Annotated in this window: 15 protein-coding genes and 1 pseudogene; 1 reads left to right on the top strand and 15 read right to left on the bottom strand. The window is 62.1% G+C overall.

Features of this window, described 5'->3' with window-relative positions:
* Positions 1-227: 227 nt before the first annotated feature.
* Positions 228-1,058: an SDR family oxidoreductase gene (locus B3547_RS17580; protein ID WP_021245217.1), complete on the bottom strand. Its 831-nt coding sequence runs from the start codon at positions 1,056-1,058 to the stop codon at positions 228-230.
* A gap of 69 nt (positions 1,059-1,127) precedes the next feature.
* Between B3547_RS17580 and B3547_RS17575 the strand changes: the two genes are divergently transcribed.
* On the top strand, positions 1,128-1,694 hold the full coding sequence (locus B3547_RS17575) for a TetR family transcriptional regulator (RefSeq protein WP_004212724.1): 567 nt from the start codon (positions 1,128-1,130) through the stop codon (positions 1,692-1,694).
* A gap of 207 nt (positions 1,695-1,901) precedes the next feature.
* Here the strand turns inward: B3547_RS17575 and B3547_RS17570 are convergent, their stop codons facing one another.
* The 14 genes and pseudogenes from B3547_RS17570 to hmpA all read right to left on the bottom strand — a co-directional run bounded on the left by B3547_RS17570 (position 1,902) and on the right by hmpA (position 14,730).
* On the bottom strand, positions 1,902-2,447 hold the full coding sequence (locus tag B3547_RS17570; RefSeq protein ID WP_004212723.1) for a PepSY-associated TM helix domain-containing protein: 546 nt from the start codon (positions 2,445-2,447) through the stop codon (positions 1,902-1,904).
* 116 nt (positions 2,448-2,563) lie between these two features.
* Positions 2,564-2,971: a single-stranded DNA-binding protein gene (locus B3547_RS17565; protein ID WP_004212722.1), complete on the bottom strand. Its 408-nt coding sequence runs from the start codon at positions 2,969-2,971 to the stop codon at positions 2,564-2,566.
* A gap of 315 nt (positions 2,972-3,286) precedes the next feature.
* Positions 3,287-4,457: pseudogene (locus B3547_RS17560) on the bottom strand (IS3 family transposase).
* Between the two features lie 97 nt (positions 4,458-4,554).
* Positions 4,555-4,680, bottom strand: coding sequence for a hypothetical protein (locus B3547_RS17555; protein ID WP_004212719.1), 126 nt, complete (start codon positions 4,678-4,680; stop codon positions 4,555-4,557).
* A gap of 39 nt (positions 4,681-4,719) precedes the next feature.
* Entirely contained in the window at positions 4,720-4,929 is a 210-nt protein-coding gene (gene ccoS / locus B3547_RS17550) for a cbb3-type cytochrome oxidase assembly protein CcoS (protein WP_004212718.1), read from the bottom strand.
* A complete protein-coding gene (locus B3547_RS17545) occupies positions 4,926-7,187 on the bottom strand; it encodes a heavy metal translocating P-type ATPase (RefSeq protein WP_136958226.1) in 2,262 nt (753 codons plus the stop codon). Before B3547_RS17545 ends, ccoS begins: the two co-directional genes overlap by 4 nt.
* A 2-nt stretch (positions 7,188-7,189) precedes the next feature.
* Positions 7,190-8,008, bottom strand: a complete 819-nt coding sequence (locus B3547_RS17540; RefSeq protein WP_004212715.1) for a DUF2189 domain-containing protein — start codon at positions 8,006-8,008, stop codon at positions 7,190-7,192.
* 198 nt (positions 8,009-8,206) lie between these two features.
* On the bottom strand, positions 8,207-9,085 hold the full coding sequence (ccoP, locus tag B3547_RS17535) for a cytochrome-c oxidase, cbb3-type subunit III (protein ID WP_004212713.1): 879 nt from the start codon (positions 9,083-9,085) through the stop codon (positions 8,207-8,209).
* Positions 9,076-9,246 (bottom strand): cbb3-type cytochrome c oxidase subunit 3, encoded by a 171-nt coding sequence (locus B3547_RS17530; RefSeq protein ID WP_004212711.1) that lies wholly within the window; start codon positions 9,244-9,246, stop codon positions 9,076-9,078. The genes ccoP and B3547_RS17530 overlap by 10 nt, the downstream gene beginning before the upstream one ends.
* A gap of 15 nt (positions 9,247-9,261) precedes the next feature.
* Positions 9,262-10,014, bottom strand: a complete 753-nt coding sequence (gene ccoO, locus B3547_RS17525; RefSeq protein ID WP_004212709.1) for a cytochrome-c oxidase, cbb3-type subunit II — start codon at positions 10,012-10,014, stop codon at positions 9,262-9,264.
* Positions 10,015-10,017: 3 nt separating this feature from the next.
* A complete protein-coding gene (gene ccoN, locus B3547_RS17520) occupies positions 10,018-11,661 on the bottom strand; it encodes a cytochrome-c oxidase, cbb3-type subunit I (protein ID WP_004212708.1) in 1,644 nt (547 codons plus the stop codon).
* 345 nt (positions 11,662-12,006) lie between these two features.
* The gene (locus tag B3547_RS17515) at positions 12,007-12,795 is read right to left on the bottom strand and encodes an META domain-containing protein (protein WP_292965220.1); all 789 of its coding nucleotides are present in this window, start codon (positions 12,793-12,795) and stop codon (positions 12,007-12,009) included.
* Between the two features lie 249 nt (positions 12,796-13,044).
* A complete protein-coding gene (locus B3547_RS17510; protein ID WP_004212706.1) occupies positions 13,045-13,506 on the bottom strand; it encodes a hypothetical protein in 462 nt (153 codons plus the stop codon).
* A 12-nt stretch (positions 13,507-13,518) separates the two neighbouring features.
* Entirely contained in the window at positions 13,519-14,730 is a 1,212-nt protein-coding gene (gene hmpA / locus B3547_RS17505; protein WP_004212704.1) for an NO-inducible flavohemoprotein, read from the bottom strand.
* Positions 14,731-14,757: the final 27 nt, after the last annotated feature.

Genomic DNA, 14,757 nt, shown 5'->3' with positions numbered 1-14,757 from the left:
GCCACATCAAGGGCACGCAGACTGCGAAGGTCCGCGCACCCTTGATTGGCGATCGCGAACGTTTTCCTCTCTTGCGATGGTACCAAGCGATTGCCCGTTTGGCGCTTCGGCAATCGTGTCGGATGGCTATACCTAAGTATCGGATAGCGGCGCTGACGACAGGGGTTGCCGGGCCCCGGTGAGGCGCATCGCACCGCGCGGAGACGAAAGCTGGAAGACGGAAAAGCTCAACTGTCGAAAGCGACCGAGCGCGCGAGCGCTTCCTGGGACTGCAGAAAGGCGAGCCGCGATTGCAGCGCCGCCTGGACAACGCCGAAAGCGTCACCCCCCAGAGTCACGCGCAGCGGCGGATGGTCGCTGGTTGCGACATCGACGATCGCTTGCGCGATCTTTTGCGGGTCGAGCGTGTAGAGCTCGTTTCCGGCGGTCTCGAACATCTTGCGGATATCGCCGGCGGGCGTATCGCGATAGGCGGCGATCTCGCTGGCGAATTGCAGGTTGTGGCTGAAGCTGGTGCGCGCGCCACCCGGCTCGATCAGCGTCACGAACAGGTTGAAGGGTTCAAGCTCCTGGCGGAGGCATTCGCTGAAGCCCTCCAGGCCCCATTTGGCCGCATGATAGAGACTGCTCGTCGGAAGCGAGCCCTGACCGCTGGCGCTGGAGATCTGGATGATCCGGCCGCTCCCGCGCAGGCGCATCGCGGGGACAAAGGCGCGGGTGATGTGGATGGGCGCCATGAGATTGAGCGCGATCTGGCCTTCGACCTCGGCGTCCGACATCTCTTCGGTGGCGCCGATCACGCCGCCGCCGGCGTTGTTGACCAGAATATCGACGGGTCGACGCGCCTGCGCCCGGGCCACGACCGCAGCAATATCGTCCTTGACCGTGACGTCGAGCGCTTCGACGCGCAGCTGGCTCGGATATTTCGCCGCAAGGTCGTCGAGGCTTTCGGGCCTGCGAGCCGTCGCGGTAAGGTCGTCGCCCGCGGCCAGGATCAGTTCGGCCAGATGGCGGCCAATGCCGCTGGACGCGCCCGTGAGAAACCAGTGATTGGACATATGCTGCTCCATATATTACCAACTGGTAGGTAACTTCATATGTGGAATGCGTCAATGCCGGGAGGTGTGATGAAGGAACGAACCAGGCGGAATGCCGCACAGAGCCGCGAGACGCTCCTGGCTGCAGCGACCGAGGAGTTCGCGTCCCATGGGCTGGCGGGCGCGCGGATCGATCGCATTGCGCAGGCGGCGGGTATCAGCAAGCCGATGCTCTACACCTATTTCGGGGACAAGGAGGCGCTCTTCGATGCCGCGCTGACGCAGGAAGTGATGGACGCGGCGCAGGCCGATCGCTTCGATCCCAATGATCTTGAGGGTTATGCGGGGCGCACCTATGACTTGCTGGTCGAGCGCCCGCGCTTGTGGAGGCTGCTGACCTGGCATCATTTGGAGCGTGGCCAGGATGTTCTGATGCTCCCGGCCGGCGAGGTCCTTCTCGGGGAGAAGCTGGACGGGATCGCAGCGGCGCAGGCCGAGGGGCGGATCGTCGCCGACTTCACGCCCATGGACGTCGTCCGGCTTGTCGCCGCCCTCACCCAGCTCTGGTGCATGACCGGAGCCGCACGCGACGCTACCGAGCATGCGGCGCGCAGGGCGACGATCATGCGGGCGGTGGGGCGACTGCTGCGCGTGTGATCGTGCGAGGCGCGCGTTGCCCGCCCGCGCGCCGATCAGGACACAGCAAGCTCCATCGCACCCCGCGACATTACCCGACCGCGAAGATACGGCGGCTCATCTGCTCGCGCTGCCCGTGGGCACGGCGGGCCGAGCGACGATCAGAATTGCGCGGCCACAGCCGAACCGGAGTGGATCGGCAAGTGAGCCCGTCGCAGCGCGATGACCTCAGGTCGCAGGCCTTGATGCGCGACGTTTCGTCAGCAGTCGTTTGAGATCCTTCGCAAGGCGATAAAACAGAATGACGATCCCGGTGACCACGATGAGCAACGTCGCCGATGCAGCGACAACGATCAGTGGATGGTTGTAACTGCGCGAGGCGCCAAGGTTCATGATATGGATTTTGTAAAAGAAATCATAGAAGTCCCACAGGTCCGAACGGCGACTGAGCACCTCTCCGGTGAACGGATCCAGATAGAGGCGACTATGCTCCTTGTCGGCGAAGCTGGCGCGCCACAGCGGCCCGCCGACCTGCGCTTCCTCGGGCGCCGTTTCCTGATAGTCGACCGCCTGCAGCCTGCCGGATCCTTTGTAGGACATCAGAGCATAGCGCCGAGCGTCTGCCAGACTGATCTCATCGACATTTTCGCCAGTGTAGGCGTTCCACCAGCTTTCGCTTCCGCCCCGCGCCTTGAGGACCCATATCGGACCGCGCGGCGTATTTTTGAGCGTGGCCTCGTTGAGGTCGGTGTGGCATGCGATCTTCGATCCCATGCGACGGAAAGCGGATAGTGCAGACGCCCCCGCCTGCAAAATCCCTCGCGAGCTATGGCAAATCCGGCTCGCCGCTGGATGCCCCCGCGCGCCACAAGCGCGCGGGGATCCGGGGGTCAGAAGGGCACGTCGTCGTCGAGCTCAGGATCAGGGTCGCCGGCCTCGTCGGACTTAGATTTCGCCCGGCTGAGGAAGTCGATCGTCTCGGCGATGATCTCGGTGCCGTAGCGCTCGACGCCGTCGCCATCGGTCCATTCGCTGTAATGGATGCGGCCGCGCACCAGCAGCTTCATGCCCTTGGTGCAATGCTCCTGCACGGTCTTGCCGAGGCCATTGAACGCGGTGATCCGATGCCATTCGGTGTCCTGGACGCGGTAGCCTTTCTCATCGCGAACGACCTTGCCTTCCGAATAGCGGGGACGCGAGGTCGCCAGGGTGAAGTGGGTGATGCGGGTCCCGCCCTGGGTGGTGCGGCTCTCCGGATCCATGCCGATATTGCCGGCAAGAATGACGATGTTCTGCATGATCAAATCTCTGTTGCTTCCGTCCGAGGGACCGTCCCTCCGACGAGACCCGGCCAAGACCGGCGGGAGACGAGGGCATCGACGCGCAAGCGGCGACCCGACCCACAAGGGCCGGAGTGGTGCGGGCAGGCGCGCGAGCGACAACCCGGTCCGGCACCGCGGGGGTTGCCCCACGGCAACCGTCCGGGCTTAGGGGATCAGTCAGGCGGAGGGCGCTTTCCCTCGGCGCCAGGCAACGGCAGAGCCATGTCGCAACATCGCGATGGGCCGAGCTCAGGACATGGACTGCCCGCAATGACTGGTCCGGTTGTGTAGTTAGTTGATCTGCGCCTCTGATACCAGCCTGGGCGGGAGGCGGAGCGTAGCGGAGCCGAGCGGCCAGGCTGGCATCTTGATCGTCTCCGGGGCCGGTGGTCGATATCCGAGACTGCTGTGGGGCCGTGCTCGGTTGTAATGATCGCGCCACCAGCCGGTGACGATCCGCACCTCCTCAAGGCTGTAGAAGATTTCGCCGTTGAGCAGTTCATCTCGCAGACGGGCATTGAAGCTTTCGATATAGCCGTTCTCCCATGGGCTGCCGGGCTCGATATAGAGGGTAATGACGCCAAGCCTGCCGAGTCACTCGCGCACCGCATTAGCGACGAACTCGGGGCCGTTATCGGATCTGATATGCTCGGGCGGCCCATGCTCGATGAACAGATCGGTCAGCACGTCAATCACGTCGTTCGACCGGAAGCGCCGCAGCGGCACCATCGCCAGGCATTCCCGGCTGAACTCGTCGATAATGTTGAGCATTCGGAACTTGCGACCGTTGTGCGTCTGATCCTCGACGAAGTCGTAGGACCACACATGCCGCGATGCTCCGGGCGCAGCCGGATGCACGATCCGTCGCCGAGCCAGAGCCGCCGCCGTTTCGGTTGCCGCTTCGGCACTTTAAGACCCTCCCGCCGCCAGATACGCTCAACCACTGACAGGCTGACCTGCCAGCCCGCCTGGCCCAGCAAGACATGGATGCGGCGATAGCCATACCGGCCATAGTCCTTGGCCAGCGCGATGATGTCGGCTGTTAGCCGCCGCTCGTCGGCATCATCCTTCGGTGGATGGCGCTGTGTCGAACGATGCTGGCCCAGAACACGGCAGGTCCGTCGCTCCGATACCGGCAACGCGCGACGGATCTGCTCGATCGCCTCACGGCGACGGGAGGGACTCAAAAAGTCAGCTTCGACGCCTCTTGCAGGATCGCCTTGTCGAGCGCGAGGTCGGCCACCAGCTTCTTCAGCCGCGCATTCTGGCGCTCCAGATCCTTCATTCGCCGCGCCTGGTCGACCTTCAGCCCGCCATATTCCTTGCGCCACCGATATAGCGTCTGCTCCGCGATCCCGATCTGGCGGCAAGCCTCCACCGCTGTGCCGCCTCGCCCCACAATCACCTCTACTTCACGCAGCTTCGCTATGATCTGCTCCGGCGTAAACCTCTGACGTCCCATACATTTCTCCAATTCTCATGCCCAAATGGGCTCTCTTCAGAATTGGACCAGTTTTTCCAAGGTAGACCACTATCCCTCCGTCAGACCGATGCCAGCCTCACAGGAGGTTTCGGGCAACAGCGGCAAGACTGAGTGCAAGCGCGACAAGGCTGGGAATGATGACCGCCGCCCCGCAGATGAAGGCAAGGACGCCCACCCAATTCCAACTCGGTGCCTGCATCATCACTTCGTCCTTTGCCCAATGGTGTCCACACCACCATCCTTATCGCAAACGATTTGCCTCGCCCTCGGTTTCGGGGCGCCAATCATCAGGTTCGACAAGAGGCTGGTCTGACTTGGCGTCGGTCACGACTCGCTCGGCCGCTCCATCCAGATCATCATACTGCCCGGTGCGCATCGACCAAAGAAAGGCGCCCAGCCCAGCAAGGCCCATCAGCAGCGCGACCGGCACCAGCCACAGGATCCCGCTCATCGGGTAGCGGCCAGGGGAACGAGGGTCGGTGCCGGCGCTCGCCTGCTAAGCCGTGATCCGCGTGCTGCGGGAATTCGCAGAGAGTTCGCAACGACCGAAATCGACGAAAGCGACATGGCGACGGCAGCAAGCAGTGGGGTGACATAGCCCGCCATGGCCACAGGAATCACCAAAAGGTTATAACCGACGGAAAGCGCCAGGTTCTGGCGGACACGTTGCCGGGCCGCGCGCGCGATCTGCACAGCGCGCGGAACCGCATCGAGATCCTGGCCGAGATAAACAATATCCGCGGCCGCCCGACCGATGTCGGCGGCATTGGAAGGAGCCATCGAAACGTGCGCCGCCGCCAGTGCCGGTCCATCGTTCAGCCCATCACCCACCATCAAGGTCAGGCGCTGACTGTCCGCCAGCGCCTGAAGCCGCTCCACCTTATGCTGCGGCAGCAATCCGGCACGCCAGTGGGCGATACCGATCGCGTTCGCGAACCCCGACACAGAAGCAATGTGATCGCCCGAAAGCAGTTCGATAGGCAGCCCAAGCGCGTCAAGCTTGGCCACCGCTTCCCGCGCACTCGTCTTTTCAACGTCCAAGAAGGCAAAATGGCCGGCAAGCTCACCATCGACCGAGAACACGGTCTGGAAACCGCCACTCTCGCCCGTGCCTGGATTCAAAGCCCAATCGGCACGCCCCAGGCGAAACAGATGGCCGTTCCGCTGGCCCTCCAAACCCCGGCCCGGCAGCTCGGAAAAACTGTCCAGATCGAGGCCGGACAAGGCGCCGCCGTTGGCGGCAATCGCGCGTGCGACGGGATGGTTGGAACGCGACGCCAGCGCCATCACGATTGCGCGATAGGGTTCATCGATGGCGATCTTGCTCACTCGCAAATCGCCATGAGTGAGCGTGCCGGTCTTGTCGAAAATCACGGTATCGACCTGTGCAAGCCGCTCGAGCGCGCTTCCATCCTTGAGCGCGATGCCGTGCTCGAACAAGCGCTTCGCCGCGGCGACCTGAACCATGGGTATGGCGAGACCAAGCGCGCAGGGACAGGTCACAATGAGCACCGAAATGGCAATGGTCAGCGCCCGATGCCAATCGCCTGTGTCAAGGAACCACCCGGCAAACACGGCCAAGGCCAGCGAATGGATGATCGGCGAGTAATAGGCCGCAACACGGTCGGCGAGACGGCGATAGCGTGCTCTGCCCTGCTCGGCCGCTTCCATCATTCGCACCATTTCGGATAGAAAGGACCGCGCGCGGCTGTTGGTCACACGCACCTTGAGCGAACCATTGAGATTCAGCATGCCCGAAACGAGCGTGCTTCCCGGTCGTACCGGCACCGGCATCGCCTCGCCCGTGACCGCGGCAGTGTCGAGATCGCCCTCGCCCGCAAGGACAAGACCATCCAGCGGAACACGCTCGCCTGGCGCGACGAGGATGACATCACCCACCGAGACATCCTCGAGCGGTCTAAAAGCGCGCGATCCATCCGTGCCGATTACATTCGCGCCCGCAGGCGTCATTCGCGTCAGCCCGAGCACGGCCGAACGGGCCTTGTCACGCATGGCATGGTCGAGCGTTCGTCCGACAAGCAGGAAAAAGATCAGCGTCACGACCGCGTCGAAATAGGCATGGCGTCCGAAATGCAGCGTGTCGTAGATGCTGAGACCCAGTGTCAGGACGATGCCGATCGAGATGGGCACATCCATATTGGTGCGTCCCGCGCGCAATGCCGACCATGCCGACAAGAAGAAGATGCGCCCCGAAAAGAATACCGCGGGAAGCGCGAGCAGCGCCGAGATGAGATGGAACAGCTGCCGCGTAGCGGGGTCGGCGCCTGACCAGACCGACACCGAAAGCAGCATGATGTTCATCGCCGCGAAGCCGGCGACCGCTGTCGCGACGATCAGCCGGCGCTTTTCGGGATCGGCGCGTTCGTCCGGTTGGCTGAGAAGATTTGCCTCGAAGCCCGCCTCGTTCAGCGTTGCCAGCAAAGGCGGTGCACTCGCGGTTTGCGCTTGCCGCCATGTGACGGTCACACGCCGCGTCGATAGATTGACCCGAGCCGCTACGACGCCCTCGAGGTTACCAAGGATGCGCTCGATCTTCGCCATGCATCCGCCGCAATGCGCGGTCGGGACCGACAGTTGCGTCCTCATCGTTCCGTCATCCAGCGATTGGCTGGCGAAGATGAGTTCATCGACCGATTGCCCGGTCAATGATGTCGGCGCCTGGACGGCAGGCATGGCATGGCTGGCCATGTCTAGGCCTGCGTGTCTGAGACCGCGCGATAGGCATGCCATGTGGCATGTCCAAGCCACGGGAAGATGACGATGAGGCCGATCAAGCCCGTAGCCGCGCAGAGTATGAAAAGCGCAAGGACGATGGCGCCCCAGACGATCATCGGCGCAAGGTTGTTCCAGACGAGCGCCGTGCTTGTTCCCATCGCCGTGAGCGCATCGACCTTGCGATCGAGGAGCATCGGAATGGCAAAAACACTGATCGCAAAAGCGAATGAGGCGAACAGGCCGCCCACCGCCGTGCCGACGCCGAGAATAATCCATCCCACCGGCTCGGTCAGCAGGAAGGCGGTTATGTGAGGCAGGCCGGGAAAGGGGCGCACGCCGAAGAACAACGCATAGATGAGCACCGCGGATCGCATCCACAGTAGCATCAGCAGGCTGAGCAGGACCCCGGTGAAAAGCACCTGCGGGCCCGCCGCCGGTTTCACCAGGAGCATTTCGCGCAGCGACGTATCGCGTCCCGCTTCTCGGTTGCGGCTTTTCTCATAGAGTCCGATGGCCAGCAGCGGGGCAATGATCATGAAGCCGGCGAGCGCGGGAAAAAGAATATAGTCGCGGCCATACAGCGCGAGCATCGCGACAGCAGCGAGAGACAGAAGGAAAATGCCCAGACCGTAGGCCAGGCTCGGCATCGGCCGATGGAAAAGATCCTGCCATCCGGCCTTGAGCCATTGGAAGCCGATGGAAGCGGGAAGATGGCGCTGAAACCGCGCGCTCTTCGTCTCCTCGATGCCCGAGGTCTGGCTCAGCAAGCCATAAGAGGGGCTTTTATCGCTCATGTCCCGCTACCTTTCAGCATGCCGATTTCGCCGCGCGATACTGCCCGCTCCCGTTCGCGCGTTCCTTCAAATGTCCCACGCATTCGGGCTGCGAGCGAAAGGCGACGTAGAAAAAATGCGCGTTCGCAAGAACGAACAGCAAAAGGCCTGCTGCCACCAGCGTCCAGACCAGCCACCGGGATCGGGATCGCATGGCCGTCATCGCTGAGGCGCGCTCAGCGAATGAACATAGAGCGCCAATATCTTGATATCCGAGTCCGTAAGCCGCTCGTCCCATGTCGGCATATGCCCCTGGCGTCCGCCATGGACGGTCTCCACGATCTGATCGATGTCTCCTCCATAGATCCAACGCGCGTCCGTCAGATTGGGAGCGCCGACATCGCGCTTCCCGCGCGCATCCTCGCCATGGCAAATCGCGCAATTGGCCATGAAGACCTCGCGCCCCGATACAATCGACGTCCGATTGGCATTCGTCACGAACTTGGGATGCGACAAGGCGTAGACATAGTTGGCCGCCAGACTGACCTGATCGGCATCGAGTATCCCGTCGCGTCCGAACGAGGGCATCTGCGAGACGCGCCCCTGCGGATGCTCCACATTGACCCCAACGCGCATGGTCTGCGCGATCGTCTCAAGGTCGCCGCCCCAGATCCAGTCGTCATCGGTCAGATCGGGATAACCATAACCCCCCTTGGCATTAATGCCGTGGCAGGCGGCGCAGTTGTCGCCGAACAACCGGTGGCCGGTGCTACGCACGATGGTCATGAGCCGGGGGTCGGCCGCGATCTGCTCGAGGTTCTCGCTTTCGATCCGCTTTATCCAGTCGGCCCGTCCCGCCTGCGAATCGACCAGGTGCTTTTCGACCGAGGTGCGCTGGTCGATGTTGAGAATTCCCTTGGTGTAGGTGTCGCCCAAGGGCCAAGTCGGCATGAGAATCCACCAGGCGAAAGCGAAGAGATGGGTGACGATCAGAAAAATCAGCACACCCTTGGGGACCGGCGTATCGAGCTCCTTGATGCCATTCCAGACATGGCCGGTCGTTTCATGACCGCTGACGGGATCGCGCTCTACGTCCATGGCTTGTCGTCCTGATCGAGAACGCTTTGTTTGGCTCGGTTGAACTTGCCACGATTGGACGGCCGGAACGTATAAATGAGGACACCGATCATCAGACCGATGAGGTAGAACAGCCCCCAGCTTTTCGAGAATGCAACAAGAGCCTCGTGGCTTATGTCCATGCCTGCCTCCTCATGTCATTTCACCGGCTCTGGCGGCTTCTGCGGCGCGGCCGTATTCTTGTACGGCACGTCGGTCAGCCGGCCGAGAACCTGAAGATAGGCGACGAGCGCGTCCATCTCGGTGACCTCGGTCGCCACATCGTCGAACACGCGAACCTGCGTTTCTTCGCCATACCGCTCGGTGATACCGGACGAGGTCGAGCTTTCCGGTGTCGCCTGGTCGAAGGCATCGACGCTCGCATTCTCGATCATGGCATCGGTGTAGGGCACCCCCGCGGCCCGCAGCGCCTTGAGGTGCAAGGGCAGATCAGCGAGGCGCAAGGGCGTCCGCGCCAGCCAGGGATAGGCCGGCATATTGGAATCGGGCACCACATCGCGCGGATTGGTCAGATGGGCGACGTGCCAGAAATCGGAATATTTGCCGCCAACGCGGGCGAGGTCGGGTCCGGTGCGCTTCGAACCCCAGAGCATCGGATGGTCATATTTGGATTCGACCGCGAGCGAATAGGGACCATAGCGCTCAACTTCGTCCTGCAGCGTCCGGATCATCTGGCTGTGACAGGCATAGCATCCTTCGCGCACATAGATGTTTCGCCCCGCCAGTTCGAGCGGCGTGTAGAGCCGCATGTCTGGCGCCTCCTCGACCGTCTCGTCGATCGTGAAAAGCGGAGCGATCTCGACGAGGCCGCCGACACTGGCAGCCGCGATGATGGCGAGCACGAAGCCGATCGCCGAACGTTCGAGCTTGCGATGAAACAGTTCCGCCACGGCTCAGGCCCTCCCCGCCGCCGTCGCGGCCTGTAGCGGGACGTCGCCTTCGAACGGCGCCTGGGCCGAGGCGGCGCGAATGGTCCTCCACATATTGTAGGCGCCGATCACAGCACCGATCAGGAACAGAAGGCCGCCGAGCGTACGCGCGATGTAATAGGGATACATGGCTCTGAGCGAATCCAGGAAGGAGTAGGCTAGCGTGCCTTCCTCCGTATAGGTCCGCCACATCAGGCCCTGGATGATGCCCGAGTTCCACATGGCAAAAATGTAGACAAGAGTGCCGGCAAGCGAGAGCCAGAAGTGCCACTCGACCAAGGCGGGCGAATACATCGCCTCGCGCTTCCACAAGGACGGCACCAGCGTGTAGAGCGAGCCGAAGGTGATGAGCGCCACCCAGCCGAGCGCGCCGGCGTGAACATGGCCAACCGTCCAGTCGGTGTAATGCGAAAGCGAATTGACGGGCCGGATGGCGAGGAACGAACCTTCAAAGGTCGAGATGCCATAAAACACCGCCGCGACCATCATGAAGCGGAGCGTCGCATCATCGCGCACGCGGTGCCAGGCGCCGTTCAATGTTAGCAAGGCGTTGCCAGCCGAAGCCCATGACGGCACGAGGAGCATCACCGAGAAGGTCATGCCCAGCGTCTGAACCCAGTGCGGTAGGGCGGTATAATGAAGGTGGTGGGAACCCGCCCACATGTAGAAGAAGGTAATGCCCCAAAAGCTCAGGATCGAGAGACGGTAGGAGAAGATCGGCCGCTGGGCCCGGATGGGCAGGTAGTAATAGAGCATGCCCAGGAAGCCCGCCGTCAGGAAGAAGGCGACGGCGTTATGACCATACCACCACTGCACCATAGCATCCTGGACGCCCGACCAGATGGTGTAGCTCTTCGCATGGCCCAGCGAGACCGGAATCGCGAGATTGTTGATGATATGGAGTATCGCGACGACGAGAATGAAGGCCATGAAGTACCAGTTGGCCACATAAATGTGTGGTTCCTTGCGGCGTGCGAGCGTCCGGATGTAGAGGATGAAGTAGGTCACCCAGACGATCACCAGCCAGATGTCGGCATACCATTCGGCCTCGGCATATTCCTTCGATTGGGTAACCCCGAGCAGATAACCGCTGGCCGCGAGGATGCAGAACAGGTTGTAGCCCACCAGCACGAACCAGGCCGAAAGCTGATCGGGAAGACGCGCCCGCGAGGTCCGCTGCACGACATGCAGCGAGGTGGCGATGAGCGCGTTGCCGCCAAAGCCGAAGATCACGCCGCTGGTGTGCACCGGTCGCAAGCGGCCGAAGCTCGCCCAGGCACTGTCAAACGTCAGGTCAGGGAATGCCAGCAGCGCGGCGACCCAGACCCCCACGAACATCGCCACCACCGCCCAAGCCATGCTGGCGATGATGCCGGCCTTGATGGGCTCGTCATAGTAGCTTTGCAAACGGGATTTTGGCGGTTCCGGTCCCCAGATGCCGCGGATTACGATGATGGCGCAAATGGCGGCAATGGCCAGGATCAGCCAGCCGTGGATTTCCATTGTGTCCTGATTGCCTGCCGCTGCGAGAACGAGGCCGCACAGACCGACGGCAACGGAAATGGCGAGCGCGATCTGGCGTTCGGTCTCGGTCAAGGTCAGTATCATGGCCGATCTATTTCCCCCCTCATCGGTCATCGCCACGGGCTGACAGCGCAGCAGCAGGTTCGCTCCCGATGGGAACACAGCTCGCGCCGAACCAGCAACACGCGGGTCGGACGGAAGTTCCCAACTATTGCCCTGCCGTCTCCCGCGGTAAACACCAAAAAATCAGTGGTCAGCGTCGCTCGCCACGCATCGCGGCCGAATTTGAACCTGTGTTTGGCGACGGCGCAATGGACTTTTGCCGATCAAGCTCTTGGACCGTTAAGCCTGTGTCCAAGACTGGCTCGACCTCCGTCTCCGATCGGTCAGGACTGAGCGGCAGCCGCTCTTCAGCATACTGCGGTCGAATCAGCGTATCGCCGCCAGGTATCGTCCGTCGTCGGCACGGAAGAGCACTGACCCATTGCTGTTGACGGACCATGAGGTCACATCCTGCAGAATGGCCAGGAACCTGGTTTCCTGGTTCCCGAGCGCCGGCACGCAAGCCCGGCGCGTCACGGCGAGCGGTCCGATCCGAAGCGACTGGTCCTCGATCGAATAGTCGCCGGTGAACCTGTTGCAGCCGGCCGATCCGCTCACTCGGCCGTCTTGCGAAAACTGCACCGTCACATTGGATTTGTCGATCAGACCGGTCTGATTGATGTCCTCCACCTTGAATTGCGGGCCGATCAAGCCTGAAGCCGCCGGGCGGTCACCAACGCGAACCATATTGAGCGTCCCCAGATCCTGCTCGAACCGCGTGGGATCGACCGAATGAACCGTATCCGTGGTCCATATCGGGTTGCCCTCGGGATCGGTAATCGTCGCACGGACTGCGTAACGCATGTTGGTCTTCAAGTCCTGTTCCTTCACCCTAATCGAAAATGGCAAAGGAACCTGCTGCCCTGCTGTCTCGCGCGTTTCCTTGGCAATGATCACCGATCTCGCATCGGCGCGCGAAACGTCCAGCAGTCTCACGTTGAATTTCGCGCGGGCGGGCAGAGCGATGCGCTGTCGATAGGATGCGTTGCCGGTTACGACCTTGTCTCTCAGCTCCGCAATGGGGGCTTGGGGATCGACGTATCGCGCGCCTGTCGCGCAGCCGCCGAGCGCGAGCATGGTCATCGCCAGTACGGCTGTGAATGGCTTGTTGAACATGGCGTTTCACTTTGCTGTGCGATTGGAGCGGAAGAGAGCAGGTCAGGCGGAACCCATGGCATCGGCAATAATGGGAGGGCTTCGAGCGGCAGTCCTGTGGGAATCGACTTCGCATAGGATGGTTCCGAACCACGAACGTCCGATGGCGGGCGGAAGATTGGGCTGGATTGGCGCGGGCGGCCCCGGCGGATATCTGATCACCTCTTGGGAGACAGCCACTGAATTTTGGAACCACACGAAAAGCGCAGTCTAGAACCCGTGGCTTCCCGCCACTGCGCCGAGAACCGTGACAGCCGCGATACCCAGCAATATTCGGTGAAGTGTCTCCATTCGGGCAAAATCTGCGGCGGGCTTGACCGATGTCATCATTCGGCGGTGGAGAAACAGCGGCTCGATCACGAAAAGCATCGCGGCGAACACGGCCCACAGCCCTACCATCGCATGCATCCACCAGAAGCGAAGATCGAAAAAGCGGTCCCACATCTGCGCGCGATAGATCATCCAGAAGCCGCTCAGTCCTGCCAATAGCACCCAGATGCGCGCCTGCGCCGCAAAGCGCCCCTCCAGTCGATGAAAGGCCGCCAGCCGCTCCGCCGGCGGATTGGCGGCGCGCACGGACGGCATCACCACAAGCGTCACGAACGCCACGCCGCCGATCCAGACAAGGACCGCCAGGACATGAACGGCCCGGGCCAGGATGATGTCGTCCATGCCTCCGCTCCCTCAGGCCGCGAGCAGTTCGTCGGCCGGGCCGAAGAACTCATAGTGGATCCTGTCCGACGGCACACCCGCCAGCGACAGGGTCGAGACCGCATGACGCAGGAACGGACGCGGCCCGCAGATGTAATAGTCCGCTTGTGCGACCGGTGTGCTGGCGACCAACCATTCATCGGTAATTATGCCGGCCACATCGTAGTCGCTGCCCTCTGTTTCATCCTCGAGCGGGGTCTGGTGAAAATCGGTGATCGCGATCGATTGGCCATGGCTCGCCACAGCGCGGACATGGTCGCGCATCGCATGGGTGTCGCGGTCATGCGTGCCGTGGATGTAATGAACCGGCACTTCGGCGCCGTTCTGAACGAGGGCTTCGAGCATCGCCACCATCGGCGTCAGGCCCACGCCGCCCGACAGCAGTACGACCGGCCGTTCGACATGATCGGCGAGGAAGAATTCGCCAGCAGGCGCGGCCACCTTCAGGATCGTCCCGGGTTTCGCCTCGTCGTGCAACCAGCCCGACGCGAGCCCTTGCGGCTCGCGCTTGACCGAAATGCGATAGGTTTCGCCATTGGCGGCGGCCGAAATCGAGTAGTTGCGCTTGACCGGCGGATGTCCGGGAATTTCGAGCCAGAAGGTAAGATACTGGCCCGGCTTGTGGCGCATGACGGGGCCGCCGTCGACGGGGCGAAGGACAAAGGAATTGATGACGCTGCTTTCGCGCACAACGTCTTCGACGCGGAAATCGCGCCAGCCGTTCCAGCCGCCGGCCGCGTCCTTCTGTTCGGTGTAGACGCGCTGTTCCCGCGCGATCAGGATATTGGCGAGAAACCAGTAAGCTTCCCCCCAGGCCCCGAGGATTTCGTCGGTCGCCGCATCGCCCAGCACCGCCTTGATCGCACCGAGCAGTGCTTCGGCGACGTGCGGATAGTGCTCCGGCAGTATCTGGAGACCGACATGCTTTTGCGCGATGCGCTCGACCGCGGGAGCCAGCGCGCCGAGATTGTCGATATTGCTGGCATAGGCGAGAATGGCGCCGGTGAGCGCGCGCGGCTGCGAACCGGCGTCACCATGATGCGACTGGTTGAAAAGATCGCGAATGTCCGGGTTCTGGAACATCCTGGAATACATTTCATGCACGATATCCAGACCATGCGCTTCGAGCGCGGGGACCGTCGCCTTGACGAGCGCGATGGTCTGATCGCTGAGGGGCTGCGACATAAACTTCTCCTTGTTGGAAGGGATTCG

The sequence above is a fragment of the Novosphingobium sp. UBA1939 genome (assembly GCF_002336885.1).
Taxonomy (GTDB): Bacteria; Pseudomonadota; Alphaproteobacteria; order Sphingomonadales; family Sphingomonadaceae; genus Novosphingobium.
Note: the sequence above shows the minus strand (reverse complement) of the source record. Positions and strands in the feature narration are given on the sequence as shown.

What these genes read in the sequence shown, in the direction of transcription:
- B3547_RS17580 (WP_021245217.1), bottom strand. Translation starts at nt 1,058, where the DNA reads ATGTCCAATCACTGGTTTCTCACGGGCGCGTCCAGCGGCATTGGCCGC.
- B3547_RS17575 (WP_004212724.1), top strand. Translation starts at nt 1,128, where the DNA reads ATGAAGGAACGAACCAGGCGGAATGCCGCACAGAGCCGCGAGACGCTC.
- B3547_RS17570 (WP_004212723.1), bottom strand. Translation starts at nt 2,447, where the DNA reads ATGGGATCGAAGATCGCATGCCACACCGACCTCAACGAGGCCACGCTC.
- B3547_RS17565 (WP_004212722.1), bottom strand. Translation starts at nt 2,971, where the DNA reads ATGCAGAACATCGTCATTCTTGCCGGCAATATCGGCATGGATCCGGAG.
- B3547_RS17555 (WP_004212719.1), bottom strand. Translation starts at nt 4,680, where the DNA reads ATGATGCAGGCACCGAGTTGGAATTGGGTGGGCGTCCTTGCCTTCATC.
- ccoS (WP_004212718.1), bottom strand. Translation starts at nt 4,929, where the DNA reads ATGAGCGGGATCCTGTGGCTGGTGCCGGTCGCGCTGCTGATGGGCCTT.
- B3547_RS17545 (WP_136958226.1), bottom strand. Translation starts at nt 7,187, where the DNA reads ATGGCCAGCCATGCCATGCCTGCCGTCCAGGCGCCGACATCATTGACC.
- B3547_RS17540 (WP_004212715.1), bottom strand. Translation starts at nt 8,008, where the DNA reads ATGAGCGATAAAAGCCCCTCTTATGGCTTGCTGAGCCAGACCTCGGGC.
- ccoP (WP_004212713.1), bottom strand. Translation starts at nt 9,085, where the DNA reads ATGGACGTAGAGCGCGATCCCGTCAGCGGTCATGAAACGACCGGCCAT.
- B3547_RS17530 (WP_004212711.1), bottom strand. Translation starts at nt 9,246, where the DNA reads ATGGACATAAGCCACGAGGCTCTTGTTGCATTCTCGAAAAGCTGGGGG.
- ccoN (WP_004212708.1), bottom strand. Translation starts at nt 11,661, where the DNA reads ATGATACTGACCTTGACCGAGACCGAACGCCAGATCGCGCTCGCCATT.
- B3547_RS17515 (WP_292965220.1), bottom strand. Translation starts at nt 12,795, where the DNA reads ATGTTCAACAAGCCATTCACAGCCGTACTGGCGATGACCATGCTCGCG.
- B3547_RS17510 (WP_004212706.1), bottom strand. Translation starts at nt 13,506, where the DNA reads ATGGACGACATCATCCTGGCCCGGGCCGTTCATGTCCTGGCGGTCCTT.
- hmpA (WP_004212704.1), bottom strand. Translation starts at nt 14,730, where the DNA reads ATGTCGCAGCCCCTCAGCGATCAGACCATCGCGCTCGTCAAGGCGACG.